At 66.8% G+C, this 26,203-nt stretch carries 30 protein-coding genes; 23 read left to right on the forward strand and 7 right to left on the reverse strand.

The genetic code is table 11. The features are described from left to right. Window positions 1–205 precede the first annotated feature (205 nt). The 3 genes from H0X95_RS19460 to ptsP all read left to right on the forward strand — a co-directional run bounded on the left by H0X95_RS19460 (window position 206) and on the right by ptsP (window position 2,993). Window positions 206–676: a PTS sugar transporter subunit IIA gene (locus H0X95_RS19460; protein ID WP_006487073.1), complete on the forward strand. Its 471-nt coding sequence runs from the start codon at window positions 206–208 to the stop codon at window positions 674–676. A 73-nt stretch (window positions 677–749) separates the two neighbouring features. Beyond that, entirely contained in the window at window positions 750–1,019 is a 270-nt protein-coding gene (locus tag H0X95_RS19465; RefSeq protein ID WP_006477716.1) for an HPr family phosphocarrier protein, read from the forward strand. A 201-nt stretch (window positions 1,020–1,220) separates the two neighbouring features. Next, on the forward strand, window positions 1,221–2,993 hold the full coding sequence (gene ptsP / locus H0X95_RS19470; RefSeq protein WP_006487070.1) for a phosphoenolpyruvate--protein phosphotransferase: 1,773 nt from the start codon (window positions 1,221–1,223) through the stop codon (window positions 2,991–2,993). Window positions 2,994–3,060: 67 nt separating this feature from the next. Here the strand turns inward: ptsP and H0X95_RS19475 are convergent, their stop codons facing one another. The 3 genes from H0X95_RS19475 to gpmA all read right to left on the reverse strand — a co-directional run bounded on the left by H0X95_RS19475 (window position 3,061) and on the right by gpmA (window position 6,481). Beyond that, the gene (locus H0X95_RS19475) at window positions 3,061–3,813 is read right to left on the reverse strand and encodes a HesA/MoeB/ThiF family protein (RefSeq protein WP_006487067.1); all 753 of its coding nucleotides are present in this window, start codon (window positions 3,811–3,813) and stop codon (window positions 3,061–3,063) included. 104 nt (window positions 3,814–3,917) lie between these two features. Beyond that, complete coding sequence (locus H0X95_RS19480; RefSeq protein WP_006487071.1) at window positions 3,918–5,471, reverse strand: S41 family peptidase; 1,554 nt, start codon at window positions 5,469–5,471, stop codon at window positions 3,918–3,920. Between the two features lie 263 nt (window positions 5,472–5,734). Further along, window positions 5,735–6,481 carry a 2,3-diphosphoglycerate-dependent phosphoglycerate mutase gene (gene gpmA, locus H0X95_RS19485; protein ID WP_006481562.1) on the reverse strand — a complete coding sequence of 249 codons (747 nt, stop codon included), beginning with the start codon at window positions 6,479–6,481 and terminating at the stop codon, window positions 5,735–5,737. A gap of 136 nt (window positions 6,482–6,617) precedes the next feature. Between gpmA and H0X95_RS19490 the strand changes: the two genes are divergently transcribed. From H0X95_RS19490 to H0X95_RS19510, 5 genes are all read left to right on the forward strand, one after another. Further along, window positions 6,618–7,040, forward strand: a complete 423-nt coding sequence (locus tag H0X95_RS19490; protein ID WP_006481558.1) for a rhodanese-like domain-containing protein — start codon at window positions 6,618–6,620, stop codon at window positions 7,038–7,040. Further along, window positions 7,037–7,297, forward strand: coding sequence for a glutaredoxin 3 (grxC, locus tag H0X95_RS19495; protein ID WP_006477722.1), 261 nt, complete (start codon window positions 7,037–7,039; stop codon window positions 7,295–7,297). The genes H0X95_RS19490 and grxC overlap by 4 nt, the downstream gene beginning before the upstream one ends. 107 nt (window positions 7,298–7,404) lie before the next feature. Beyond that, complete coding sequence (gene secB, locus H0X95_RS19500; protein ID WP_006481561.1) at window positions 7,405–7,896, forward strand: protein-export chaperone SecB; 492 nt, start codon at window positions 7,405–7,407, stop codon at window positions 7,894–7,896. A gap of 25 nt (window positions 7,897–7,921) precedes the next feature. Further along, window positions 7,922–8,920 (forward strand): NAD(P)H-dependent glycerol-3-phosphate dehydrogenase, encoded by a 999-nt coding sequence (locus tag H0X95_RS19505; protein WP_006499050.1) that lies wholly within the window; start codon window positions 7,922–7,924, stop codon window positions 8,918–8,920. Between the two features lie 92 nt (window positions 8,921–9,012). Next, complete coding sequence (locus H0X95_RS19510) at window positions 9,013–9,537, forward strand: O-acetyl-ADP-ribose deacetylase (protein ID WP_006481556.1); 525 nt, start codon at window positions 9,013–9,015, stop codon at window positions 9,535–9,537. 27 nt (window positions 9,538–9,564) lie between these two features. Here H0X95_RS19510 and trmL read toward each other — a convergent pair whose 3' ends face one another. Then, entirely contained in the window at window positions 9,565–10,035 is a 471-nt protein-coding gene (gene trmL / locus H0X95_RS19515; protein ID WP_034201336.1) for a tRNA (uridine(34)/cytosine(34)/5-carboxymethylaminomethyluridine(34)-2'-O)-methyltransferase TrmL, read from the reverse strand. A gap of 106 nt (window positions 10,036–10,141) precedes the next feature. After that, entirely contained in the window at window positions 10,142–10,939 is a 798-nt protein-coding gene (locus tag H0X95_RS19520) for a ComF family protein (RefSeq protein ID WP_058901827.1), read from the reverse strand. Between the two features lie 81 nt (window positions 10,940–11,020). Here H0X95_RS19520 and H0X95_RS19525 point away from each other — a divergent pair, with 81 nt between their 5' ends. The 8 genes from H0X95_RS19525 to H0X95_RS19560 all read left to right on the forward strand — a co-directional run bounded on the left by H0X95_RS19525 (window position 11,021) and on the right by H0X95_RS19560 (window position 18,110). Beyond that, on the forward strand, window positions 11,021–11,986 hold the full coding sequence (locus tag H0X95_RS19525; RefSeq protein ID WP_048986797.1) for a methyltransferase domain-containing protein: 966 nt from the start codon (window positions 11,021–11,023) through the stop codon (window positions 11,984–11,986). A 195-nt stretch (window positions 11,987–12,181) separates the two neighbouring features. After that, window positions 12,182–12,706 (forward strand): DUF2244 domain-containing protein, encoded by a 525-nt coding sequence (locus H0X95_RS19530; RefSeq protein WP_006486400.1) that lies wholly within the window; start codon window positions 12,182–12,184, stop codon window positions 12,704–12,706. A 56-nt stretch (window positions 12,707–12,762) separates the two neighbouring features. Then, window positions 12,763–14,361, forward strand: a complete 1,599-nt coding sequence (coxB, locus tag H0X95_RS19535; RefSeq protein ID WP_006477730.1) for a cytochrome c oxidase subunit II — start codon at window positions 12,763–12,765, stop codon at window positions 14,359–14,361. Window positions 14,362–14,404: 43 nt separating this feature from the next. Beyond that, window positions 14,405–16,012 carry a cytochrome c oxidase subunit I gene (ctaD, locus tag H0X95_RS19540; RefSeq protein ID WP_006477731.1) on the forward strand — a complete coding sequence of 536 codons (1,608 nt, stop codon included), beginning with the start codon at window positions 14,405–14,407 and terminating at the stop codon, window positions 16,010–16,012. Between the two features lie 80 nt (window positions 16,013–16,092). Then, window positions 16,093–16,233, forward strand: coding sequence for a cytochrome oxidase small assembly protein (locus tag H0X95_RS19545; RefSeq protein ID WP_006486385.1), 141 nt, complete (start codon window positions 16,093–16,095; stop codon window positions 16,231–16,233). Window positions 16,234–16,268: 35 nt separating this feature from the next. Continuing rightward, window positions 16,269–16,877, forward strand: a complete 609-nt coding sequence (locus H0X95_RS19550) for a cytochrome c oxidase assembly protein (RefSeq protein ID WP_059723974.1) — start codon at window positions 16,269–16,271, stop codon at window positions 16,875–16,877. 16 nt (window positions 16,878–16,893) lie between these two features. Next, entirely contained in the window at window positions 16,894–17,094 is a 201-nt protein-coding gene (locus H0X95_RS19555) for a DUF2970 domain-containing protein (RefSeq protein WP_006486367.1), read from the forward strand. A 158-nt stretch (window positions 17,095–17,252) separates the two neighbouring features. Further along, a complete protein-coding gene (locus H0X95_RS19560) occupies window positions 17,253–18,110 on the forward strand; it encodes a cytochrome c oxidase subunit 3 (protein ID WP_006486364.1) in 858 nt (285 codons plus the stop codon). A 174-nt stretch (window positions 18,111–18,284) separates the two neighbouring features. Here H0X95_RS19560 and H0X95_RS19565 read toward each other — a convergent pair whose 3' ends face one another. Further along, window positions 18,285–18,494, reverse strand: a complete 210-nt coding sequence (locus tag H0X95_RS19565; RefSeq protein WP_006477735.1) for a twin transmembrane helix small protein — start codon at window positions 18,492–18,494, stop codon at window positions 18,285–18,287. Window positions 18,495–18,578: 84 nt separating this feature from the next. On the opposite strand from H0X95_RS19565, the gene H0X95_RS19570 reads away from it, so the two are divergent. The 5 genes from H0X95_RS19570 to H0X95_RS19590 are packed head-to-tail and all read left to right on the forward strand — an operon-like array spanning window position 18,579 to window position 22,661. Beyond that, the gene (locus H0X95_RS19570) at window positions 18,579–19,289 is read left to right on the forward strand and encodes an SURF1 family protein (protein WP_059723993.1); all 711 of its coding nucleotides are present in this window, start codon (window positions 18,579–18,581) and stop codon (window positions 19,287–19,289) included. 60 nt (window positions 19,290–19,349) lie between these two features. Further along, window positions 19,350–19,976, forward strand: a complete 627-nt coding sequence (locus H0X95_RS19575) for an SCO family protein (RefSeq protein ID WP_012492387.1) — start codon at window positions 19,350–19,352, stop codon at window positions 19,974–19,976. A 25-nt stretch (window positions 19,977–20,001) separates the two neighbouring features. Next, window positions 20,002–21,114 carry a COX15/CtaA family protein gene (locus tag H0X95_RS19580; RefSeq protein ID WP_059723972.1) on the forward strand — a complete coding sequence of 371 codons (1,113 nt, stop codon included), beginning with the start codon at window positions 20,002–20,004 and terminating at the stop codon, window positions 21,112–21,114. Between the two features lie 8 nt (window positions 21,115–21,122). Then, window positions 21,123–22,025, forward strand: coding sequence for a heme o synthase (gene cyoE / locus H0X95_RS19585; protein ID WP_006477738.1), 903 nt, complete (start codon window positions 21,123–21,125; stop codon window positions 22,023–22,025). 18 nt (window positions 22,026–22,043) lie between these two features. Continuing rightward, the gene (locus tag H0X95_RS19590) at window positions 22,044–22,661 is read left to right on the forward strand and encodes an SCO family protein (RefSeq protein ID WP_034201339.1); all 618 of its coding nucleotides are present in this window, start codon (window positions 22,044–22,046) and stop codon (window positions 22,659–22,661) included. A 152-nt stretch (window positions 22,662–22,813) separates the two neighbouring features. Here H0X95_RS19590 and H0X95_RS19595 read toward each other — a convergent pair whose 3' ends face one another. After that, window positions 22,814–23,104 (reverse strand): YciI family protein, encoded by a 291-nt coding sequence (locus H0X95_RS19595; protein WP_006486398.1) that lies wholly within the window; start codon window positions 23,102–23,104, stop codon window positions 22,814–22,816. Between the two features lie 231 nt (window positions 23,105–23,335). Here H0X95_RS19595 and H0X95_RS19600 point away from each other — a divergent pair, with 231 nt between their 5' ends. Both H0X95_RS19600 and H0X95_RS19605 read left to right on the forward strand, forming a co-directional pair. After that, on the forward strand, window positions 23,336–24,973 hold the full coding sequence (locus H0X95_RS19600; RefSeq protein WP_043206215.1) for a methyl-accepting chemotaxis protein: 1,638 nt from the start codon (window positions 23,336–23,338) through the stop codon (window positions 24,971–24,973). Between the two features lie 226 nt (window positions 24,974–25,199). Next, on the forward strand, window positions 25,200–26,015 hold the full coding sequence (locus tag H0X95_RS19605) for a MetQ/NlpA family ABC transporter substrate-binding protein (RefSeq protein ID WP_006486394.1): 816 nt from the start codon (window positions 25,200–25,202) through the stop codon (window positions 26,013–26,015). Window positions 26,016–26,203: the final 188 nt, after the last annotated feature.

The following is a 26,203-nucleotide window of genomic DNA, read 5'->3' on the forward strand; positions in this document are numbered from 1 at the left end:
GGCCGCGCAGGTCCCCCGTCGCCGGAGCAGCTTGACCGGCCTGCTACAATGCCCGCTCGCCCGGTGCCGTGATCGGCGCACCGAAGGCCCGGCGGTCGGGCCGACACTGTTGCAAGGCTGAACATGAAACGTTCCCCACACTCGCTACGCTCATTGCCCCGCCGCGGGGTATCGGCCCGCCAGGGGCGGCCGGGAGCGATCTGACATGGCCGGGATCCTGATCATCGCGCACGCCCCGCTCGCCACCGCGCTGCGGGACTGTATCGCGCACATCTACGGCGGCGTACCTGCCCGCATCGGCTGCATCGACGTGATGGCGGACAGCGATCCGACCCAGGTGATGGCGTTTGCGCACGCGGAACTCGCGCGGCTGCGGGAAGAAAACGGCGTGGTCGTACTGACCGACATGTACGGCGCGACGCCCGCGAACATCGCGGGCCAGCTCGCGAAGCTCGACAACGTGCGCGTGCTGGCCGGCGTGAATCTGCCGATGCTCGTGCGGGCCGTCTGCTACCGCACCGTGCCGCTCGACAAGCTGGTCGACAAGGCGCTGTCCGGCGGCGCGAAGGGCGTCCACGAGGTGTCGTCCGGCACGCCGCCGCCGCCGACGGAAACCGGCTGCGGCCAGTGCGCGCCGATTCCGCCGGAGCCGCAACCGCGCACCGAATCGCACTGAGCCGCCGTTTTCCGTTTTAGACCGACCCGCCGACGCGTGCCGCCGGCGGTCCAGACCGACCCGACCGAGAATCATGCTTCAACAAGAAACCACCATCGTCAATAAATTGGGGCTCCATGCGCGCGCATCGGCCAAGCTTACGCAACTGGCCGGCAACTTCCAGTCCGAAGTCTGGATGACACGCAACGGGCGCAAGATCAATGCGAAGAGCATCATGGGCGTGATGATGCTGGCGGCCGGCATCGGCAGCACCGTGACGATCGAAACCGAAGGGCCCGACGAGCGGGAAGCGATGGACGCGCTGCTGAAGCTGATCGCCGACAAGTTCGGCGAAGGCCAGTGATCGCGACGCGGAATCATTGCCGTTTCCAGTCAGAATGCCGCGGATCTCGCGGCATTTTTTTCGTCGGAAGCATTGATGCGGAATGCGCAATGCTGCGCTGCATGCAGTCAGCAGGGAGTCGCGGAATTTATAATCGCTAACCGGGGTCATAAGCGCATCGCAGCAGTGTGCCGCGGCTTTACTTGTACAGAGGAGGTGCGCGTGTCCTTCACGCTGCATGGCATTCCCGTCTCACGAGGTATCGCGATCGGGCGAGCGTATCTGATCGCGCCGGCGGCGCTCGACGTCGCCCATTACCTGATCGAGGCCAACCAGATCGACGCCGAAGTGGAGCGATTCCGCACGGCGCTCGACGTCGTGCGTCGCGAGCTCGAAGCGCTGCGCGCCGACCTGACCGACGACACCCCGAGCGAAGTCGGCGCATTCATCGACGTCCACACGATGATCCTGAGCGACGAGATGCTCGTGCAGGAAACCATCGACCTGATCCGCACGCGCCGCTACAACGTCGAATGGGCGCTGACCGAGCAACTCGAACTGCTGACGCGCCATTTCGACGACATCGAGGACGAGTACCTGCGCGAGCGCAAGGCCGACATCGAGCAAGTGGTCGAGCGTGTGCTGAAGGCGCTCGCCGGTGCGCCGTCCGCGTCGCAGGCGCTCGACGGCGCGGCCAGGAACGGCACGAACGACATGATCGTCGTCGCGCACGACATCGCGCCAGCCGACATGATGCAGTTCAAGACGCAGTCGTTCCAGGCGTTCGTCACCGATCTCGGCGGGCGCACGTCGCACACGGCGATCGTCGCGCGCAGCCTCGGCATTCCGGCCGCGGTCGGCGTCCAGCATGCGAGCTCGCTGATCCGCCAGGACGACCTGATCATCGTCGACGGCGACCAGGGCATCGTGATCGTCGATCCGGCGCCGATCGTCCTCGAGGAATATTCGTACCGCCAGTCCGAGAAGCTGCTGGAGCAACGCAAGCTGCAGCGCCTGAAGTTCTCGCCGACGCAAACGTTGTGCGGCACGAAGATCGAGCTGTACGCGAACATCGAGCTGCCCGACGACGCGAAGGCGGCCGTCGAGGCCGGCGCGGTCGGCGTCGGCCTGTTCCGCTCCGAGTTCCTGTTCATGCATCAGAAGGAGATGCCGGAAGAGGAGGAGCAGTTCGCCGCGTACAAGCGGGCCGTCGAGTGGATGAAGGGCATGCCGGTGACGATCCGCACGATCGACGTCGGCGCCGATAAACCGCTCGAGGCGCTCGACGAAGGCTACGAAACGGCGCCGAACCCGGCGCTCGGGCTGCGCGCGATCCGCTGGAGCCTGTCCGAGCCGCAGATGTTCCTCACGCAGTTGCGTGCGATCCTGCGCGCGTCCGCGTTCGGCCAGGTGAAGATCCTGATCCCGATGCTCGCGCATGCGCAGGAGATCGACCAGACGCTCGACCTGATCCGCGAGGCGAAGCGCCAGCTCGACGACGCGGGGCTCGCATACGATCCGAACGTGCGCCTCGGCGCGATGATCGAGATCCCGGCCGCGGCGATCGCGCTGCCGCTGTTCCTGAAGCGCTTCGACTTCCTGTCGATCGGCACGAACGACCTGATTCAGTACACGCTCGCGATCGATCGCGCGGACAACGCGGTCGCGCACTTGTACGATCCGCTGCATCCGGCCGTGCTGCATCTGATCGCGTACACGCTGCGCGAAGCGAAGCGCGCGGGCGTGTCGGTGTCGGTGTGCGGGGAGATGGCGGGCGACCCGGCGCTCACGCGCCTGTTGCTCGGGATGGGGCTCACCGAGTTCTCGATGCACCCGAGTCAGTTGCTCGTCGTGAAGCAGGAGATCCTGCGCGCGCACCTGAAGGCGCTCGAAAAGCCGACGGCCGACGTGCTGGCCGCGTTCGAGCCGGAGGAAGTGCAGGCGGCGCTGCAGCGGCTGTCGGTCGCCGAGCCGCGGGCGGACGCGGCCGCGTAGGCGTTTTCGTCGCCGCCAACTGTCGCGAAGTGTCACGCATGCGCGTCCAGCGCATGCCCGTCGCGTGTCAGTGCCGACCCCCGCACACGGGGCAGTCGGCCTGGCGCGCGATTTTCATCGTCGTCCATTCCATCCGCAGCGAATCGAGCATCATCAGCCGGCCGTTGAGCGTCTTGCCGATGCCGCCGATCACGCGCAGCGCCTCGGCCGCCTGCATCGCGCCGATGATCCCGACGGTCGGCGCGAACACGCCCATCGTCGAACACGCGACTTCCTCGAACGGCTGGTCTTCCGGGAACACGCACGCATAGCAGGGCGCGGCCGCGTCGCGGAAGTCGAACGTGCTGATCTGGCCGTCGAAGCGCAGCGCGGCGCCCGACACGAGCGGCACGCCGTGTGCGACGCACGCGCGATTGATCGCGTGCCGCGTCGCGAAGTTGTCGGTGCAGTCGAGCACGACGCTCGCATGCGGCACGTGCGCGTCGAGCCACGCATCGTCGACGCGCTCCGCGACCGCGTTCACCGTCACCTCGGGGTTCAGTTGCGCGAGCGCGTCGCGCCCCGACTCGACCTTGCTGCGGCCGACCGAGGCCGTCACGTGCAGGATCTGCCGCTGCAGGTTCGTGAGGTCGACCGTGTCGGCGTCGACGAGCGTGAGCGTGCCGACTCCGGACGCCGCGAGATACATCGCGGCCGGCGAGCCGAGGCCGCCCGCGCCGACGACGATCGCATGCGCATCGAGAAAGCGCTGCTGCGCCTCGATACCGATCTCGTCGACGAGGATGTGGCGGGAGTAGCGAAGGAGTTGATCGTCGTTCATGGGGAGTCGTGAGCGAGGCGGGCGGACGTTCGTTATTTTAGGCGCGCATGAAAAACGGGCCATCGCGGTCTTCCCGCGATGGCCCGTTCGATGCCGGCCGGCGCTTACTTCGGCGCGGATGCGGGCTTCGGTGCGGAAGCCGGCTTCGCGGCGCTTGCGCCCGATGCCTTCGACGCCGTCGCCGCCTTCGCGGCCGGGCTCTTGGTCGTGCTCTCGGCGAGCAGCGACTTCGATTCCTGGACCGGCTTGCCTTCGAGCTTGTTGAGCGCCTGCTGCATCATGAAGTCGTCGGCGCTGCCGAACTCGATCGGCTTGCGATCGCGATCCTTCTGGCGTTGCTCCGGTGTCTTCTTGTCGTTCTGCTCTTCGAGAATGCGCAGCTGATCCATCCGGCGCTGTTCGCGTTCTTCCTGCTCCTTCTTCTCGTTCGGATCCTGCGTGTTCGCGAGGTGGTTCGTGTAGTCGACCTCGCGCGTCACGAGCACGTCGTCCGGATCGCCGTCCGCGTACTGATCGACCGGCACGTCCGGCGTGATGCCCTTGTTCTGGATCGAGCGGCCGCTCGGCGTGTAGTAGTACGCGGTGGTCAGACGCAGCGCGGTGTCGGCCGTCATCGGGCGCACCGTCTGCACCGAACCCTTGCCGAACGTCGTCTTGCCCATGATCTGCGCGCGCTTCGAATCCTGCAGCGCACCGGCGACGATTTCCGACGCGGACGCCGAATACGCGTTCGTCAGCACGATCATCGGCACGGTCTTGAAGATCGGCGGCAGGTTCTTCAGCGGATCGCCGTCGAAGGACGGCAGGCGATAGTTGTCGTACGTATCGCGGTAGACCTGCTTCGAATCGGGGATCTGGCCGTTGGTCGACACGACGACCGAGTCGGGCGGCAGGAACGCGCCGGCCACGCCGACTGCGCTCTGCAGCAGGCCGCCGCCGTTGTTGCGCAGGTCGAGGATGAGGCCCTTCAGGTTCGGCTGCTGGCGCGCGATGTCCTGCAGCTTCTGCGCGAGATCGGGCGTCGTGCGCTCCTGGAAGCTCGTGATGCGGACATACGCGTAGCCCGGATCGAGCATCTTCATCTTCACGCTCTGGACCTTGATGATCGCGCGCGTGACCGTGACCGGGAACGTGCGGTCGTCGCTCTTGCGGAAGATCGTCAGCGTGACCTTGGTGCCCGGCTCGCCGCGCATCTGCTTGACGGCCTTGTCGAGCGTCATGCCGCGCACCGGCTTGTCGTTGATGCGCGTGATCAGGTCGCCCGGACGGATGCCGGCGCGGAACGCGGGGGTGTCCTCGATCGGCGAGATCACCTTGACGAGGCCGTCTTCCTGCGAGATCTCGATGCCGAGACCCGCGAAGCGGCCCTTCGTCTGCTCCTGCAGCTCGTCATAGTCGGTCTTGTCGAGGAACGACGAGTGCGGATCGAGGCTCGACACCATGCCCTTGATCGCCGCCGTCAGCAGCTTCTTGTCGTCGACCGGTTCGACGTACTCGCGCTTGATCTGCCCGAATACCTCCGCGAACAGGCGGAGCTGGTCGAGGGGAAGCGGCGCCGTGGCGGTCTGCTCGGCCGATGCGGAAACCTGCAGCGTGGCGAACACGCCCGTGGCGAGGCCCGCGGCAATCAGGCCGATGTTCTTCAAATTCATTCGCATAGAGAGTCTGGTGCGGTCGGGAAGCGCGTGGCGGTAGCGGGGATGTAGCGGACAAGTATAACTGTTCGTCCGATAACTCAGTGGAACGGCGCGAAAAGCGTCGAAAAGGCCGCAGAGGCCCCGGCGGGGGCGCTGCGGTTCGAAAGCGGGTTCGACCGCAGCGGGGCCGCGAAGGTTCGCGCGGCGTGCAGCGTGCAGCGTGCAGCGGGCGACCGGGGCCGGGCGCGCCGCGCCGGAACCGGGCCTGCCCGCCGCGTCGGGCGTCAGCCCGCCTTGCCTTGCTTCGCGACGGCGGCCTGCGCCTGCGCGATCGCTTCCTGGTCGCCGAGGTAATAGTGCTTGATCGGCTTCAGGTTTTCGTCGAGCTCATAGACGAGCGGCACGCCGTTCGGGATGTTCAGGCCGACGATGTCGCTGTCCGAGATGCCGTCGAGGTACTTGATCAGCGCGCGCAGCGAGTTGCCGTGCGCGGCGATCAGCACCTGCTTGCCGGCGCGCACCGCCGGCGCGATCGACTCGTTCCACAGCGGCAGCACGCGCGCGACCGTGTCCTTCAGGCACTCGGTGAGCGGCAGCTGCTCGCGCGGCACCTTCGCGTAGCGCGGGTCGTTGAACGGCGCGCGTTCGTCGGTCGGCTCGAGCGCGGGCGGCGGCGTGTCGTAGCTGCGACGCCACACGAGCACCTGCTCGTCGCCGAACTTGGCGGCCGTTTCCGCCTTGTTCAGGCCCGACAGCGCACCGTAGTGGCGCTCGTTCAGGCGCCACGAATGGACGACCGGCAGGTACATCAGGTCCATCTTGTCCTGCACGTGCCACAGCGTGCGGATCGCGCGCTTGAGCACCGACGTGTACGCGATGTCGAACGTGTAGCCGGCCTCCTTGAGCAATTCGCCGGCCTGATAGGCCTCGTTGCGACCCTGTTCGGTCAGGTCGACGTCGACCCAGCCGGTGAAGCGGTTTTCCTTGTTCCACGTCGATTCGCCGTGGCGGATGAGAACGAGTTTGTACATGGATCTTGCGGTCGGTAGTGATAGGGAAGCGGGGCGCGTCGCACGGGACCGAACCGGGGCCCGACATCGCGCAAGACGGTTATTTTATAATGGCGGGATTGTCCTCATCCGATTTCTCTTTTTCCGGCGGCATTCCGTGACGTTCTTTACCAATTACACGAACCTGGCCCTTATCGCGATCCTGCTGGTTTCCGGCGGCCTGCTCGCATGGCCGGCCCTGCGCCGCGGCCGCGGCGGCCTGTCGGCCGCCGAGGCGACGCAGCTCATCAATCGCCGCAACGCGGTCGTGATCGACCTGCGCGCCGCGTCCGACTTCGCCGCCGGCCACCTGCCGTCGGCGCGTCAGGTCGCGGCGGGCGAGATCGGCGCGAAAATTGCGCAGGTCGCGAAGAACAAGAGCACCCCGGTGCTGCTCGTCTGCCAGAACGGCCAGCAGTCGCAGAAGGCGGCGCGCGAGGTCGAGGCGGCGGGTTACGCCGAGGTGCACGTGCTCGAAGGCGGCGTGGCCGCCTGGCAGCAGGCCGGGATGCCGGTCGTCAAACAAGGAGTGGCGAAGTGAACAAGGTTTTGATGTACAGCACGCAGGTGTGTCCGTATTGCATGCAGGCCGAGCGCCTGCTGAAGCTGCGCGGCGTCGAGCAGATCGAAAAGGTGCTGATCGATCGCGATCCGGCCCGCCGCGAGGAAATGATGACGCGCACGGGGCGCCGCACGGTGCCGCAGATCTATATCGGCGACACGCACGTCGGCGGCTACGACGATCTGTCGAAGCTCGACCGCGAAGGCGGCCTCGTGCCGCTTCTGCAAGCGGCCTGATTAGGGCAGAATGGCCGCCGGCCGCGCCGCGGCTTGGGCGCGCAGGATTCATCCGTGGCGGCCGGCGAACAGCCGGGCCGCCCCGTCACCACTTTTAGGGAAACACCATGTCCGACGTCGAAAACCAACCGTTCTTCAACATCCAGCGCGTCTACCTGAAGGATATGTCGCTCGAGCAGCCGAATTCGCCGGCGATCTTCCTCGAGCAGGACATGCCGTCGGTTGAAGTCGAAGTCGACGTCAAGGCCGATCGCCTCGCGGAAAGCGTGTTCGAAGTCGTCGTGTCGGGTACCGTCACCGCGAAGGTGAAGGACAAGGTCGCGTTCCTGATCGAAGCGAAGCAGGCCGGCATTTTCGACATTCGCAACATTCCGGACGAACAGCTCGACCCGCTCGTCGGCATCGCATGCCCGACGATCCTGTTCCCGTACCTGCGCTCGAACATCGCGGACGCGATCACGCGCGCCGGCTTCCCGCCGATCCACCTCGCGGAAATCAACTTCCAGGCGCTGTACGAGCAGCGTCTCGCGCAGCTCCAGCAGCAGGCTGGTGCGGCAGGCGCACCGAACGGCGCGCCGAATGGCACGACGCTGAACTGACGTTTCGCTCGGACCGGTGCTGGGTATGAAAGTAGCCGTTCTCGGCGCCGGTGCCTGGGGCACCGCGCTCGCGGGCCATCTGGCCGCGCGGCACGATACGCTTTTGTGGGCGCGCGACGCCGCGCTCATCGCCGGGCTGCAGGCCCGGCACGAAAATTCCCGCTATCTGGACGGCATCGCGTTGCCTGACGCGCTGCGCTACGACGCCGATCTCGGCGTCGCGCTCGCGCATGGCGCCGCGGACGACGCGCTGTGCGTGATCGCCGCGCCGGTGGCCGGGCTGCGCACGCTGTGTCACGCGATGCGCGACGCCGGCTGCGTGCCCGCGCATATCGTCTGGGTCTGCAAGGGCTTCGAGGCCGACACGCACCTGCTGCCGCATCAGGTGATCGCGGCCGAGCTGCCCGGACAGCAGAGCAACGGCGTGCTGTCGGGCCCGAGTTTCGCGCGCGAGGTCGGGCAGTCGCTGCCCGTCGCGTTGACGGTGGCGAGCACGTCGGCCGGATGCCGCGAGCGCACGCTCGCCGCGTTCCATCACGGCGCGATGCGGATCTATACGGGCGACGACGTGGTCGGCGTCGAGGTCGGCGGCGCGGTGAAGAACGTGCTGGCGATCGCGACCGGCATTTCCGACGGCCTCGGCCTCGGGCTGAACGCGCGCGCCGCGCTGATCACGCGCGGCCTCGCCGAAATGTCGCGGCTCGGCGTGGCGCTCGGCGGCCGCGCGGAAACCTTCACGGGCCTCACGGGCCTCGGCGACCTGATCCTCACCGCGACGGGCGACCTGTCGCGCAACCGCACGGTCGGCCTGCAACTGGCGGCCGGCCGCACGCTCAACGACATCCTCGGCGCGCTCGGCCACGTGGCCGAAGGCGTGCGCTGCGCGCAGGCCGTGCTGGCGCTCGCGCGCGCGCAATCGATCGAAATGCCGATCACGGAAGCCGTGTGCGGGGTGCTGTTCGACGGCATCGCGCCGCGCGACGCCGTCAGCGGCCTGTTGCGCCGCGACGCGCGCGCCGAGTAGCGCGAGCCGGGTTCGCCCGGCACGGTTGCGCCGGGCGCGCGGCGCCAAAGCGGACTACGCTTGAACAATCTCCGGCGTTCCGCGAGGTCGTCATGCTGCAGATCCATTCCACCACGCTCGATGCGCAAGTCGTCGACATCACGACGCTCGAGGTCGACGCGATCGTCAACGCCGCGAACGGCTCGCTGCTCGGCGGGGGCGGTGTCGACGGCGCGATTCACCGCGCGGCCGGCCCCGGCCTGCTCGCCGAGTGCCGCACGCTCGGCGGCTGCGACACCGGCGACGCGAAGCTCACGCGCGGCCACGGGCTGCCGGCGCGCTATGTGATCCACGCGGTCGGGCCGGTCTGGTACGGCGGCGCGCGTGGCGAGGCCGAGTTGCTCGCGTCGTGCTACCGGCGCGCGATCGAGCTGGCTGAGGAAGTCGCCGCGACGTCGATCGCGTTCCCGGCGATCAGTTGCGGGGTCTACCGCTATCCGGCCGAAGCCGCCGTCGATATCGCGGTCGGCACCGTCGCCGAGATGCTCGCGCAGGCGCCGAACCTCACACGCGTGGTGTTCGCGTGCTTTTCCCCCGATATCTACGACCTGTACCGCGCACGGCTCGCGCGAACCTGACGCGTTCGACGCCGCGCGCGGCGAGCGTCAGGCGCCGCCTTCGAAGCCGGCCTGGCGCCACGCCTCGAACACGACCACCGCGACCGTGTTCGACAGGTTCAGGCTGCGGTTGTCGGGTCGCATCGGCAGGCGCACGCGCTGTTCGTTCGGGAAGCGTTCGAGCAGCTCGGCCGGCAGGCCGCGCGTTTCCGAGCCGAACACGAACCAGTCGCCGGGCAGGAACGCACGATCGTGGAAGCGGCCCGAGCCGCGCGTCGTGAACGCGAACATTCGCGCGGGATCGGGCGCTTCGGAGGCGACGAATGCGTCCCAGTCGCGGTGCACGCGCATTTGCGCATACTCGTGATAGTCGAGGCCGGCGCGACGCATGCGCGCGTCGTCGAGCGGAAAGCCGAGCGGCTCGATCAGGTGCAGGTGCGCGCCGGTGTTCGCGCACAGGCGGATCACGTTGCCGGTGTTCGGCGGAATTTCGGGGGCGACGAGGACGACGTTGAACATGTTTCGGTTTGGCTGGGCCGGCCGGAGCCGCGCAACGCGCGCGGGCTCCCGGCCGACCGGTTCGTGACGGCCGCATTCGCGGCGGCCGGTCTCTCTCTCTCTCTAATTAATCCCTGGCGGTGCGCAGCGCAACCAGATTCGTCACGCGCGCGGCGCCCGCCGCCTTCAGCGCCTGCGCGGCCGCCGCGAGCGTCGCGCCGGACGTCATCACGTCGTCGACGAGCGCGATGTGGCGGCCGGCGACGCCGCCGGCCACCGCGAAAGCCGTCATCACGTTGTCGCGCCGTGCGTGCCGGTCGAGCCGCGACTGCGGCGCGGTGTCGGCGACGCGCGTGAGCAAGGTTGCGTCCGCTTGCACGCCGAGCCGGCGCGCGAGCGGACGTGCGATCGCCCACGCCTGGTTGTAGCCGCGCGCGACGAGCCGCCGGTGCGACAGCGGCACCGGCGCGACGAGGTCGAAGCCGCTCGCGCCGTGCGTATCGTCGACCAGCCGGGCGAGCCGGGCCGCGAATTCGCCGCCGAGCGCGAGTCGCGCGTGAAACTTCAGGCCGCGCGCGAGCCCGTCGAGCGGTGCGCGGTAATCGGCAAGCGCGAGCGTCGCATCGAACGGCGGCGGCGCGGTGCGGCACGCGTCGCACCGGTACGCGGTCGCGCGGCCGGCGCCGGTACGACGGCCGCCAGGCGATCGCGCATGTCCGACACCGAGCGGCAGCGCGCAGACCGCGCAGCGCAGCCTCGCTTCATTCCAGTACGCGGCATCGCAGGCGCCGCAAATCACTCCGTGTGACAAATTGCCGCACAACGCGCAGCGATTCGGCAATGCGACCGCGGCAACGCGCACGACCAGCGTTCGAACCTGCGACAAAACGACGCGCATCGTGCGCTCGGCGGAACCGCGGACCATCGCAACACTCCTGGCACGCCGCCTCAATGAAGCTTGCGAGGCGAGCGAGTATACTTCGGGCTCTTCGCCAGTGTGCCCGACATGTCCCCAGCTTCGACTTCAACCGGCCGTCCGGCCAATGACACCCGGCGCCTGCGGCGGATCTTCGACCGCCGTGCCGCCACGTTCGATGCGGTCGCGTTCCTGCCGCGCGAGATCGCGCAGCGGATGAACGAGCGCCTCGAATACATCAAGGTGAGCCCCGCGGCCGTACTCGACGCGGGCTGCGGCCCGGGCGACGACCTGCCGGCGCTGCGCGCGCGCTTTCCGGAGGCGCCTGTGTTCGGCGTGGACCTGTCCGGCGCGATGCTCGCGCGGGCCGGCCAGCGCGAGGTCGAGCAGACCAACTGGCGCCGCTGGCTGCCGGCGTCGCTCGGCCGGGCGCTGGGCCAGCGCGGCCCGCGCGTCGCGCAGGCCGACTTCGCCGCGCTGCCGTTTCCCGGTGGCGCGTTCGACCTGATCTGGTCGAATCTCGCGCTCCACTGGCATTCGCGTCCCGATACGGTGTTTCCTGAATGGCAGCGCGTGCTGCGCGTGAACGGCCTGCTGATGTTCAGCACGCTCGGCCCGGACACGCTGCGCGAGCTGCGCGCGGCCTGCGCGGACGCCGAAGCGGCGCTCGGCATCGCGCCGCCCGCCGCGCGCGTGATCGATTTCGTCGACATGCACGACCTCGGCGACATGCTCGTCGAGAGCGGCTTCGAGATTCCCGTGATGGACCAGGAAGTGCTGACCGTCACCTACAAATCCCCCGACTCCCTGCTGGCCGACGTGCGCCGCTGGGGCGCCTATCCGTTCGAGCGCACGGCGCCGCAGCACGCGACGCGACGCTTTCGCGCGGCGCTCGGCGACGCGCTGGACGCGCGCCGGCGCGAGGACGGCACGATCCCGCTGACCTTCGAGGTGATCTACGGCCACGCGTGGAAGGCCGTGCCGCGCACGACCGCGGAAGGCCACGGGATCGTGCGCATCGAGGACATCGGCAAGGGGCGTCCGAAGAATCGGTAAAGCGGTAAAGAGGGGTTTTGTTATGTCTGAAATTAGCGGCGCAAAGCGGGGTCGAATTGGCGCCAAAAACGGCCGGAAAGCTTGTCGCACTTGGCTTGGCGGGCGATAGGCGCTTGCTTGTGGATGCCATTGAACCCGCCTATAATGCGTCAGCTTGTCGTCCCGGGGTCCCCGCAATACGGGGCGACGAGTCCGATGCAGGCATGCATCGCATGCCATTCGCGTGAGGCGGCGATGGAAGCAGCGAGGGTTTTGGCGGAGACGGCGGACAGCGAACCGGTCCTCGAAGACTGGCTCATGAAACGCAACTGTTCGGTGTCGCCACGCCAGTTCGTGCTGTTTTACGCGTCGCTCGCGGGCTTCTCGCTGGCGATCGCGGCGTTGCTGATGTGGAGAGGGGTCTGGCTCGTCATGCCCTTCACCGGAATCGAGTTGCTGGCGGTGGGTGTCGCATTTGCGATCTATGCTCGCCATGCGGTCGATTACGAGCGCATCAGGCTGTTTCCGCACCGGCTCGTGATCGAGCGGATGGATGCGGAGCGGCTCACGCAGATCGAATTCAACCCGCGCTGGGTGCGGGTCGAGCCGGGTGCGACGCCACGCGATCCGATTCGGCTGGTATCGCGCGGGCAGACCGTCGTAATCGGGCAGCATCTCGCGCAGTACAAGCGTGCGCAGTTCGCCGACGAACTGCGCGTGTCGCTCAGGCGCTGCGGCTGACGAGGCGCGGTCATCGGCCGGACGAGGCCGGTGGCTTGCGACGGGGGAGGGTTTGAATGGAAATTTTGGGTAAGGATGCTATGAAAACAATCAAGCGAGCCCTCACGGGCGTGCTGGCATGCAGCGGATTGCTCTTTGCCGGTGCGGCCCTGGCGGTCGGTGATAGCCCGGGCGGCCCCCGTGTCAACGAGATCAACTTTCAGCCGCCTGTCACGAAGATCGCCGAGGAGCTCTACGATCTCCATACGATGATGCTGATCCTGTGTACGGTGATCTTCGTCGGCGTGTTCGGCGTGATGTTCTATTCGATCTTCGCGCACCGCAAATCCAAGGGCCACAAGGCCGCCAATTTCCATGAAAGCACGACCGTCGAGATCATCTGGACGATCGTGCCGTTCGTCATCGTCGTGCTGATGGCGCTGCCGGCGACGAAGGCCGTCGTCGCGATGAAGGACACGACGAACGCCGATCTCACGATCAAGGTCACCGGCTACCAGTGGAAGTGGGGCTACGACTACGTGAAGGGCCCGGGCGAGGGCATCGGCTTCCTGTCGACGCTGACCACCCCGCGCGACGAAGTGATGGGCAAGAAGCCGATCACCGACACCTATCTGCAGGAAGTCGACAACCCGCTCGTCGTGCCGGTCAACAAGAAGATCCGCATCATCACGACCGCGAACGACGTCGTCCACTCGTGGTACGTGCCCGCGTTCGGCGTGAAGCAGGATGCGATCCCCGGCTTCGTGCGCGACACGTGGTTCAAGGCCGACAAGGTCGGCACGTTCCGCGGCTTCTGTACCGAGCTGTGCGGCAAGGAGCACGCGTACATGCCGGTCGTCGTCGAAGTCCTGTCGGACGACGACTACGCGAAGTGGGTGACGGCGCAGAAGGCCAAGCTGGCCAGCGCGGCGGTCGACCCGAACAAGGTTTACACGATGGCCGAACTCGTCGCGCACGGCGAGGAAGTCTACAAGGCGAACTGCGCGGCTTGCCACCAGGTGAACGGCAAGGGCCTCGGCGCATTCCCGGCGATGGACGGCAGCCCGATCGTGAACGGCCCGATCGCCGCGCACGTCGAGCGCGTGCTGCACGGCAAGGGCGCGATGCCGTCGTGGGCGTCGCTGTCGGACCTCGACATCGCTTCGGTCGTCACGTACGAACGCAACTCGTGGGGCAACCACAAGAACGACCTGCTGCAGCCGAAGCAAGTGGCCGACGCACGCAACGGCAAGCTGCCGGAAGACACGGCAGGCGCGGCAACGGCAGCGGCCCCGGCGGAAGCGGCTTCGGCGCCGGCGCAAGCCGCGTCGGGCGCCGAGCAGCCGGCGGCAGCGGCATCGGCCGCGCTGTCGACGATCTACTTCGAGACGGGCAAGAGCGTGCTGCCGGCCGACGCGAAGGCGGCGATCGCCGCCGCGGCCGACTATGCGAAGGCGCATCCGGACGCGAAGCTCGCGCTGTCGGGCTTCACCGACAAGACGGGCTCGGCCGACGCGAACGCCGAACTGGCGAAGCATCGGGCGCAGGCCGTGCGCGATGCGCTGAAGGCAGCAGGCGTGGCGGAAGACCACATTATTCTCAAAAAGCCGGAAACGATCACGGGCGGGGCTGACGCGAAGGAAGCCCGGCGTGTCGAGATCGGCCCGGCGGCTTGACGTGTCGCTGAGTTAGTCGACGTATTCGCATTAGGAGATTCTCATGTCTAGCATCGGGCACGACGTAGCCGCGGACCACGCGCACGACGACCACGCGCACGAAGCCCCGCACGGCTGGCGTCGCTGGCTGTTCGCCACCAACCACAAGGACATCGGTACGCTGTACCTGCTGTTCTCGTTCATCATGTTCCTGTCGGGCGGCGTGATGGCACTCGGCATCCGTGCCGAGCTGTTCGAGCCGGGCCTGCAGATCATGCGTCCGGAGTTCTTCAACGAACTCACGACGATGCACGGCCTGATCATGGTGTTCGGCGCGATCATGCCGGCGTTCGTCGGCTTCGCGAACTGGATGATTCCGCTGCAGATCGGCGCATCCGACATGGCGTTCGCGCGGATGAACAACTTCAGCTTCTGGCTGCTGCCGGTCGCGGCCGTGCTGCTGGTCGGTTCGTTCTTCGCGCCGGGCGGCGCGACGGCGGCCGGCTGGACGCTGTACGCACCGCTGTCGACGCAGATGGGCCCGGGCATGGACTTCGCGATCTTCGCGGTCCACATCATGGGCGCATCGTCGATCATGGGCGGGATCAACATCGTCGTGACGATCCTGAACATGCGCGCACCGGGCATGACGCTGATGAAGATGCCGATGTTCGCGTGGACGTGGCTGATCACCGCGTACCTGCTGATCGCCGTGATGCCGGTTCTGGCAGGCGCGATCACGATGGTGCTGTTCGACCGCCACTTCGGCACGTCGTTCTTCAACGCGGCAGGCGGCGGCGACCCGGTGATGTACCAGCACATCTTCTGGTTCTTCGGCCACCCCGAGGTGTACATCATGATTCTGCCGGCGTTCGGGATCGTGTCGCAGGTGATCCCGGCGTTCGCACGCAAGACGCTGTTCGGCTATAGCTCGATGGTGTACGCGACGGCGTCGATCGCGATCCTGTCGTTCATGGTCTGGGCGCACCACATGTTCGCCACGGGCATGCCGGTCACCGGCCAGCTGTTCTTCATGTACGCGACGATGCTGATCGCGGTGCCGACGGGCGTGAAGGTGTTCAACTGGCTCGCGACGATGTGGCGCGGCTCGATGACGTTCGAAACCCCGATGCTGTTCGCGATCGGCTTCCTGTTCGTGTTCACGTTCGGCGGCCTGACGGGCCTGATGCTCGCGATGGCGCCGCTCGACATCCAGTATCACGGCACCTACTTCGTGGTCGCGCACTTCCACTACGTGCTGGTGGCCGGCTCGCTGTTCGCGCTGTTCTCGGGCTGGTACTACTGGGCGCCGAAGTGGACGGGCTGGATGTACAACGAGACGCGCGGCAAGATCCACTTCTGGGCGTCGATGATCTTCTTCAACCTGACGTTCTTCCCGATGCACTTCGTCGGTCTCGCGGGCATGCCGCGCCGCTATGCGGACTACCCAGCGCAGTTCACGGACTTCAACCAGGTGGCGACGATCGGCGCATTCGGCTTCGGCCTCGCGCAGGTGTACTTCCTGTTCGCGGTCGCGCTGCCGGCCTACCGTGGCGGCGGCGAGCTGGAAAAGGCGTCGGACAAGCCGTGGGATGGCGCGACGGGCCTCGAGTGGACGGTCCCGAGCCCGGCTCCGTTCCACACGTTCGAGCAACCGCCGCACGTCGAATAAGTTTCACCTAGCGTTCCGCCGCTGCCTGCCGCGCAGGCAGGCGCGGCGGGCGCGAAACGGAAGTTTCAGCGAAGTTTCAGATGACCCGGAATCCACAAGAAAGACGAACGCCCGAGCAGATCCGCGCGGGCAACAAGCGGCTCGGCCTCACCCTGCTCGTCATCGCCGCCGTTTTTTTTGTGGGTGTCGTGATCAAGCAGTGGTGGCTGTCCACCCACTGATGCAGTAACTGACGCAGTAGCGAGGAAGTCGTCGTATGTCGAAGCCGGAAGAGGGCGCCGCGGATCGCGCGTTCAATCGTTCGATGCTGGTGAAGCTCTTCGTCGTGGCCGGGCTGATGTTCGGTTTCGGCTTCGCGCTGATCCCGATGTATCGGGCGATCTGCCAGATCACCGGCATCAACAACCTGGTGCAGCGCGATGTCAGCGAGCGCGAGGTGAAGAACTCGCAGGTCGACTACAGCCGCACGGTGTCGGTCGAGTTCGATGCGAACGCGCGCGGGCCGCTCGGCTTCAAGCCGGAGCACAACAGTCTCGACGTGCATCCGGGCGAACTGACGACGATCGTGTACGACGTGACGAACGGGCAGGGCCGGCCGGTCGTCGCGCAGGCGATTCCGAGCTACGCGCCGAAGCAGGCGACGGAGTTCTTCAAGAAGATCGAGTGCTTTTGCTTCACGCAGCAGACGCTGACCGCGAACGAGTCGCGCAAGATGCCGGTGGTGTTCGTGATCGACCCGAAATTGCCGAAGGACGTGAAGACGATCACGCTGTCGTACACGTTCTTCGAGCTGAATACCCCGGCCACGCCGGCCCCGGCGCAGCGCAGTACGGCGGCGCAGGGTGCGGCGAAGCCGGATGCATGACGACGGAGGCGGGGCGATGACGGAGGTCAAGCGGAGCGGTACGTTCGGTCAGGCGCTGAAAGCGGTGCTGTGGTCGTTCTTCGGGGTGCGCAAGCGGCGCGACCTGGAGGCCGACGCGACGCAGCTCAATCCGCTGCACGTGCTGATCGTCGCGTTGATCGCGGCCGGCGTGTTCATCGGCGTGCTGATCCTGATCGTGCGTGCCGTCGTGGGTTGAGGGCGCAGTTAGCAGCTAGCGGCCCGCGGCGACGAAAGAATGCAGTGCGCGGCGCCACGGCGCGGCGTGCAGGAAAGAGCGGTGGCGGTCTCGCCGCGCAAGAAATAAAGCCGGAGCGGTTTCCGGTACACAAATTGGACTGAAGTGGAGAATCAAGCATGAGCGGTCAAAACCAGACCCCGTACTATTTCGTGCCGCATCCGTCGCAGCATCCGATCAGCGCGGCCATCGGCCTGCTGGTCATGCTCGGCTCGGTAGCGCTGTGGATCAACGGTCACGACTGGGCGCCGTTTACGGCGCTGCTCGGCCTGCTGTGGTTGCTCTTCACGCTGTATCACTGGTTCGGCGACGCGATCGCCGAATCGGAAGGCGGTCATTACGGCAAGAACGTCGACAAGTCGTACCGCTGGAGCATGAGCTGGTTCATCTTCTCGGAAGTGATGTTCTTCGGCGCGTTCTTCGGCGCGCTGTTCTATGCGCGTGAAATCGCGCTGCACCAGCTCGGCAGCCTCGACTACAAGCTGATCTGGCCGGACTTCTCCGCCGTGTGGCCGAACGAAGGCCCCGCCGCGCTCGCCGGTCACTTCAAGACGATGGGCCCGTGGCCGGTCCCGACGCTGAACACCGCGTTCCTGCTGTCTTCGGGCGTGACGCTGACGATCTCGCACCACGCGCTGCGTGACGATCATCGCAAGAAGGCGATCGCGTGGCTGGCCGCGACGCTCGTGTTCGGTATCTGCTTCCTGTTCCTGCAGGGCTTCGAGTACTACCACGCGTACAACGAACTGAACCTGACGCTGAACTCGGGCGTGTACGGTTCGACGTTCTTCCTGCTGACCGGCTTCCACGGCTTCCACGTGTTCCTCGGCGGCACGATGCTCGCGGTGGTGCTGGTGCGGATGATCCGCGGCCACTTCAAGCCCGATCACCACTTCGCCTTCGAAGGCGCCGCGTGGTACTGGCACTTCGTCGACGTCGTCTGGCTCGGCCTGTACGTCGTCGTCTACTGGCTGTAAATGGAACGACGGCCCGCGCAGCAATGCGCGGGCCGTTTTCATTGGTGTCGAGCGCGCGGCGGCGAAGCCGCGACCGACACCACCCTGGCGCCGCCGCGACTCAGTCAGGCGGCGCTTTTGCTTGGTGGCGCGGCCGTGCGGCGAAATGTCACAGCGGCCGGCGCGGCAACGGCATCAACGCCCGATCGGCAGGCCGGTCGAATGGATCCAGCCCATCCAGTTCGCGAACAGGATGAGCAGAAACAGCGACACCGACAGCCCGACGCGGGTGGCGAGCGACCAGACCATGCGCTTCGTATGGCCGCGGTCGTGCATCATGAAGTAGAGCGCCGAGCCCATGCTGGCAATGATGAGGACGAAGGCGATGGGAACGAGTATGTGCATGACACGAACCGGACGACGGCAATTCGAAAGGAAGAGGATAATTATCGCACTTCGCTTTCGCGCAGGTGCCGGGCGGGCCGCATGATGAAGATCCGCTGGCTGCCCGCGTTGCTGATCCTCGTCGTCGTCGCCGTCACGGTCCGTCTCGGTTTCTGGCAGCGCGACCGCGCGCACCAGAAGGAAGCGCTGCAGGCGAGCATCGAGCGCTACGAGCAGGCGGCCCCTGTCGACATCGGCGCGCAGCCGGTTCCGCTCGCGTCGATCGAGTTTCATCGCGTGCGGGCAAAGGGCCGTTTCATGCCCGAGCAAGCGGTGTTCCTCGACAATCGGCCGTATAACGACCAGCCGGGTTTTTACGTCGTGATGCCGTTTAAACTCACGGGCGGCGGCGTCGTGCTCGTGAACCGCGGGTGGCTGCCGCGCAATATCGCCGATCGCACGGCGATCGAGCCGTTCGCGACGCCGGCGGGCGACGTCGAGATCGTCGGCATCGCGCGCGCCGATGCGTCGCGCGCGTTCGAGCTCGGCGAAGGCGGATCGGCCGCGCATCAGAAGATCCGCCAGAACCTCGACGTCGCCGCGTATGCGAAGGAAACCGGGCTGCCGCTGCAGCCGTTCGTGATCCAGCAGACGAGCGACGACGGCGACAAGCTCGTGCGCGACTGGCCGGCGGCGACGACCGGCGTCGAGCGCAATTACGGTTACATGTTTCAGTGGTGGGCGATGGCGGCGGCCGCGCTCGGCTTCGGGCTGTACGCCGCGCGGCGTGCGGCGAAGAAGTCGGCCGGCGCGTGAGCGTCATGCCAGGACGCGGCGAGCGCGCCGCGGGTTCGTTTCGAGAGGTCTGATTTGTCCATGCAATCTCCCCGTCAGGGTCCGGCCGCTGCGCCGATGTCGCCCGCGGCCCGCAAGCGCGGCCGCTGGATGCTCGTGCTGCTGGGTCTCGTGTGCGCCGCGCCGATGATCGCGTCGTACTTCACCTATTACGTGATCAAGCCGAAGGGCGGGTCGACCAACTACGGCACGCTGATCGAGCCGCAGCGCCCGATCCCGGCGGATCTGCAGGTCACCGACGAAGCCGGCAAGACGGTGCCGCTGTCGTCGCTGCGCGGCGTCTGGCTGTTCGTGATGACCGACCGCAGCGCGTGCGACGACGCGTGCGCGCAGAAGCTCTATTTCATGCGCCAGATCCGCGTCACGCAGGCGGGCGAACGGCACCGGATCACGATGGTGTGGCTGCGCAGCGATGCGGGCGCGGTGCCGCAGAAGGTGCTGGACGCGTATCCGGACACGCGCCGGCTCGTCGCCGATCCGGCCGCGGTGGCCGCGTGGCTGCCGGCCGACGCCGGCACGAAGGACAGCGACCACATCTACATGGTCGACCCGAACGGCAACCTGATGATGCGTTTCCCGAAAGACCCGAATCCCAGCAAGATCAAGTCGGACGTGACGAAGCTGCTGAAGTGGTCGAGCATCGGTTAAGGCGAGAGAACGAGGCACCATTCCGATGTCGTATCTACTGCAACTCGGCCTGATCGGCTTGTGCATCGCGCTGCTGCCGCTGTCGTACGTGTGGGTGAAGGCCGACGACGACAAGTTCCGCAAGCTCGTGTGGATCACCACCTTCCTGACCCTCGACCTCGTGATGTTCGGCGGCTTCACGCGGCTGACCGATTCGGGGCTCGGCTGTCCCGACTGGCCAGGCTGCTACGGCACGTCGTCGCCGTTCATCGCGCACGCGGCGATCACGGCCGCGCACCAGGCGATGCCGACCGGGCCGGTCAGCATGACGAAGGCGTGGATCGAGATGATCCACCGCTATTTCGCGATGGCGATCGGCGTGCTGATCATCGCGCAGACCGCGATCGCATGGGCCGCGCGGCTGCGCCGCCGCCCGCTGCACGTGTCGCCGTGGTGGCCGACGAGCCTGCTGCTGCTGATTCTCGTGCAGGGCGCGTTCGGCGCATGGACGGTCACGATGAAGCTGCAACCGGTGATCGTCACGATCCACTTGCTGCTCGGCCTCACGCTGCTCGGCACGCTGGGTTGGCTCGCGGCGCGCCAGACGCCGCTGCCGTCGTATGACCCCGAGGCCGGGCGTTACCGTGCGGCCGCGCTCGCGGCGCTCGTGCTGCTGGTCGTGCAGATCGCGCTCGGCGGCTGGGTGAGCACGAACTACGCGGTGCTTGCGTGCACCGACTTCCCGACCTGCAACGGCCAGTGGATTCCGCCGATGGACTTCCAGCATGGCTTCCACCTGTGGCGCGCGCTCGGGATGACGAAGGACGGCGACGCGATCACGCAGGACGCGCTGGTCGCGATCCACTGGACGCACCGCACGTTCGCGTTCGTCGTGGTCGCGTACCTGGTCGCGTTCGCGCTGAAGATGCGCCGCTTCGAATCGCTGCGGCGGCCCGCGAACGGCGTGCTGCTGGTCGTCCTGCTGCAGTTCGTGACGGGCCTGACCAACATCGTGCTGCAGTGGCCGCTGCCCGTCGCCGTCGCGCACAACGGCGGGGCCGCGATCCTGCTGCTGCTCGTCGTCATGTTAAACTTTCGCATCCTTTCAAGCCGCCCCGGCCGTGTCGCGCAGCCTGCGCGCGACGCCGCCCCGGCGTGACCGCCCCCATGCAAAGCACCCTCTCCCAATCGCCCGGTAGCCGCTTTTCCCAGTACATGGCGCTGACGAAGCCGCGTGTCACGCAGCTCGCGGTGTTCTGCGCGGTGATCGGCATGTTCCTCGCGACGCCGGGCATGGTGCCGTGGCATGTGCTGATCGGCGGCACCGTCGGCATCTGGCTGCTGGCCGGCGCCGCGTTCGCGATCAACTGCCTCGTCGAACAGAAGATCGACGCGATGATGCGCCGCACCGCATGGCGCCCGTCCGCGCGCGGCGAGATCACGACGCCGCAGATCCTGCTGTTCTCGGCCGTGCTCGGCAGCGTCGGCGCATGGACGCTCTATACGTTCACGAATCCGTTGACGATGTGGCTGACGATCGCGACGTTCGTCGGCTACGCGGTGATCTACACGCTGCTGCTCAAGCCGATGACGCCGCAGAACATCGTGATCGGCGGCGCGTCGGGCGCGATGCCGCCGGCGCTCGGCTGGGCCGCCGTCACCGGCGCGGTGCCGGGCGACGCGTGGATCCTCGTGCTGATCATCTTCGTGTGGACGCCGCCGCATTTCTGGGTGCTCGCGCTCTATCGCCGCAAGGATTACGAGAACGCGGGGCTGCCGATGCTGCCCGTCACGCACGGCGAGAAGTTCACGCGGCTGCACATCCTGCTGTACACGGTGATCCTGTTCGCGGTCACGCTGATGCCCTTCATTTCCGGGATGAGCGGGGCCGTCTACCTGACGAGCGCGGTACTGCTCGGCGCGGTGTTCCTCGCGTATGCGTGGAAGATCCATCGCGACTATTCGGACGAACTCGCCCGCAAGGCCTTCCGCTACTCGATCGTCTATCTGTCGCTGCTGTTTGCCGCGCTGCTCGTCGATCACTACGCACGCCCGCTGCTCGGCGTGTAACCGCACGGTTTGAACGCAATGCTCCCATCACGGTTCGGGCGCCGCGCGCGCCAAGGCTGGATGCTCGCGTGCGCATTCACGGCAGCGCTGCTGCTCGCCGGATGCGACAACGCGCCGAAATTCCAGAATCTCGACATCACCGGCAACACGCAGTTCGGCAGCGACTTCGCGCTGCCCGATACGAGCGGCAAGGTCCGCACGCTAGCCGACTTCAAGGGCAAGGCCGTCGTGATGTTCTTCGGCTATACGCATTGCCCGGACGTGTGCCCGACCACGATGGCGGAATTGTCCGAAGCGCTGAAGCAGCTCGGGCCGGATGCCGCGAAGCGCGTGCAGGTGCTGTTCGTCACCGTCGATCCGGAGCGCGACACGCCGGCGCTGCTCGGCCAGTACGTGCCCGCGTTCGATCCGTCGTTCATCGGCCTGCGGCCGGCCGACGAAGCGCAGCTCAAGAAGGTCACGAAGGATTTCCGCGTGTACTACGCGAAGGTGCCCGGCAAGACGCCTGGCAGCTACACGATGGATCACACGGCCGCGAGCTACGTGTTCGACCGCGACGGCAAGCTGCGCCTGTTCGTGCGCGACGGCCAGGGCCCGGCCCCGTGGGTCCACGACCTGAAGCTGCTGGTCGACTGACCGGCCGCCGCCGGGCGCCCGTCCGGCGTTTCGCGTGACGGTCGTGTTCGCGCCGTCACGTTTCCCCGCTCTCATCTTTGCGCGCATGCGCTGCCCGCCGGGCGGCGCGTCGGCATGCGCGCGTATTGCGCACGTATTGCGCCGAAGCCGCGTTACGGCAGCGCCGGCACGTTGAAGCCCGACGCGGCGCGGGTGATCCGGAATTCCGTCACGCGATACGTGGCGAGCCCCTCGGTGACGAACGGGTCGGTCTCGAGGATCGCGTCGAGTGCGTCGCGATCGATGCGGGCCGCGAGGATCATGCCGCCTGCGCGCGGCACCTTCGGCCCCGCCGCGATGAAGATGCCCTTGTCGAACTGCGGCTGCAGGTACGCGCGATGGCGCTCGAGCGCGTCGTCGATGCGCTCGAGCGACGCGGTGTAGTGGATGTCGATGACGTACATGGATGCCCCTGGAATGATGCCGGCGCTTCGCGCGCCGGCCAGCCGGTCTTTTTAGCACAGCGGATGCGGGCTGTCGCGCCGGCGCGCCGCGTGGGAGCCTGTCGATCGCCGGTTCGCCGCGGCGACGCGTATTCAAGATGTAAGCCTCGTTGCCGTAAATAAAAGAGCAACCGTTTGCGCGCGGCCGGCCGTTCGCGCGTCGGATGCATCGACATCGACAGAGGCACGCAGATGAGCAGAATGAGTTTGAACCGCAAGCTGTGGCTCGCGCTTGCGCTGGTATGGATCGGTCTTCTGGGCGTCGGCGCATGGAGCGCCTACGAGACGCGCGCGACGATGCTCGCCGAACGCAAGGCCGGCATCGCGAATCTCGTCGACTCGGCGGCGGGCATCGTGAAGGCCTATCACGCGCTCGCGCAGAGCGGCACGCTGCCCGAGGCCGACGCGAAGCGCGACGCGCTCGCGAGCCTCGCCGCGATGCGCTACGGCGATTCGGGCTACGTGTTCGTGATGGATTCGAAGCCGGTCGTGCTGATGCATCCGACGCTGCCGAAACTCGTCAACACGCAGGTCGGCGACTATCTCGATCCGGACGGCAAGCCGCTGTTCGTGACGATCCTGAACGCGGCGAAGGCGACCGGCAGCGGCTTCGCCGAATATCGCGGGCGGCTGCCGCACAGCGAGACGGCCGTGCCGAAGATCAGCTACGTCACGCGGTTCGCGCCGTGGGACTGGAACATCTCGAGCGGCGTGTTCCTGAAGGACATCGACACCGTGTACTACCGGACGCTGTTCGGCCATCTGGCCATGGTGTTCGTGATCGGCTTCGTGATCAGCGCGGCGATGCTGGTGATCATCCGCAACGTGCGCGGCAGCCTCGGCGGCGAGCCGGACGAAGCGGCCGCGCTCGCGACGCGCATCGCGCAGGGCGACCTGACGCAGCCGGTGCCGGTGCGCGCGGGCGATCGCACCAGCATGATGGCCGCGATGCACGACATGCAGGCACGGTTGCAGGCGACGATCGGCGGGATTCGCCAGTCGGCCGAATCGATCGCGTCGGCGAGCCGCCAGATTTCGGCCGGCAACGACGACCTGTCGCAGCGCACCGAGGAGCAGGCCGCGTCGCTCGAGGAAACCGCCGCGAGCATGGAGCAGCTGACCGCGACGGTGAAGCAGAACGCGGACAACGCGCGGCAGGCGAGCGGGCTCGCGAACAATGCGTCGGACATCGCGCGTGCGGGCAGCGACGTCGTGAACCGCGTGATCGGCACGATGGGCGAGATCGACGACAGCTCGCGCAAGATCGCCGACATCATCGGCGTGATCGAGGGCATCGCGTTCCAGACCAACATCCTCGCGCTGAACGCGGCGGTCGAAGCCGCGCGCGCGGGCGAGCAGGGCCGCGGCTTCGCGGTGGTCGCGGGCGAGGTGCGCTCGCTCGCGCAGCGCAGCGCGACGGCCGCGAAGGAGATCCGCGCGCTGATCGTCGATTCGGTCGAGCGCGTGCGCAACGGCTCGACGCTGGTCGGTCAGGCCGGCACGACGATGGGCGAGATCCTGCAGGCGGTCGCACGCGTGACCGACATCATGGGCGAGATCGCGGCGGCGTCCGAGGAGCAGGCGAGCGGCATCACGCAGGTCGGCCGCGCGGTCACGCAGATGGACCAGGTGACGCAGCAGAATGCGGCGCTGGTCGAGGAAGCGGCCGCGGCCGCTGCGTCGCTGCAGGAACAGGCCGCGCGGCTGCGCGACGCGGTCGGCGCGTTCCGGGTCGCCAATACCGGCGGCCCGTCGCCGCGCGGGACCGGTGCATGGGCGGCCGAGCCGGCTTTCGGCACGAAGGCGGCCGACGAGACGGTGGCGGCGTGACGTGTATCGGCCGATTGGCCAATGGGTCGATGCGTCGATGCGTCGAGGAAAAATGCAACTAACGGCCGAGTTGTGCGGCGGCCGCCGGCACTGCGCTGGTGCATACCCATATGAGCGGGATGTATTTCACTTCCCGCCGATCCTGTGACACCATTTGGCCCTTCCTGCGAGTCCGGGCATACCCGTATCGCGCCCCATTTCCAGTAAGCAAGAAAGCGAGAAACAGATGAAGCGTCGCAGTCTCCTGAAGGTATTTTCCGTGCTGGCCACCGGCGCCGCGCTGACGCTGTCGGCAGGCGCGCACGCCGAAGACAAGGTGATCAAGGTCGGCACGGTCGCCGGCCCGGATTCGGAAGTGTGGCAAGTCGTGCAGAAGGTCGCGAAAGAGAAGGAAGGCCTGAACGTGAAGGTCATCGAGTTCAACGACTACGTGCAGCCGAACGCGGCGCTCGATTCGGGCGACCTCGACGCGAACAGCTTCCAGCACCAGCCCTACCTCGACAGCCAGGTGAAGCAGCGCGGCTACAAGATCGTCAGCGCGGGCCTGACCTACATCTCGCCGATCGGCGTGTACTCGAAGAAGTTCAAGTCGCTGAAGGATCTGCCGCAGGGCGCGAAGCTCGCGGTGCCGAACGATCCGTCGAACGAGAACCGCGCGCTGCTGCTGCTGCAGACGCAAGGCGTGATCAAGCTGAAGGCCGGCGCCGGCACGGGCGGCAACAACGCGACGGTGCTCGACATCGCCGAGAACCCGAAGAAGCTGAAGATCTCCGAACTCGACGCCGCGCAATTGCCGCGCGTGCTGTCGGACGTCGACGCGGCCGTGATCAACACGAACTACGCGCTGGCCGCGAACCTGCAGCCGACCAAGGACGCGATCGCGCTCGAATCGCTGACGAGCCCGTACGCGAACCTGATCGCCGTGCGCGCGAAGGACAAGGATCAGCCGTGGGTGAAGAAGCTGGTCAAGGCGTACCAGTCGCCGGAAGTGAAGGAATTCATCAAGAAGCAGTTCAAGGGCTCGATGGTCGCGTCGTTCTGAACGCCGCCCACCGGTCGGACCGCTGAACGAAAAGGGCCTGCATCGCTGAACTGCACCCCAAAAGTTGGACTAGATCCAACCTTTGGGGTGTTTTTCATGACGAAGTACGACGAACGTTTTCGGCGTCGAGTGGTTCAGGCGTACCTGGCTGGAGAGGCCGGCACCAAGACACTTGCTCACCGTTACGG

It is taken from the genome of Burkholderia sp. 9779_493 (assembly GCF_015712215.1).
GTDB lineage: Bacteria > Pseudomonadota > Gammaproteobacteria > Burkholderiales > Burkholderiaceae > Burkholderia > Burkholderia cenocepacia.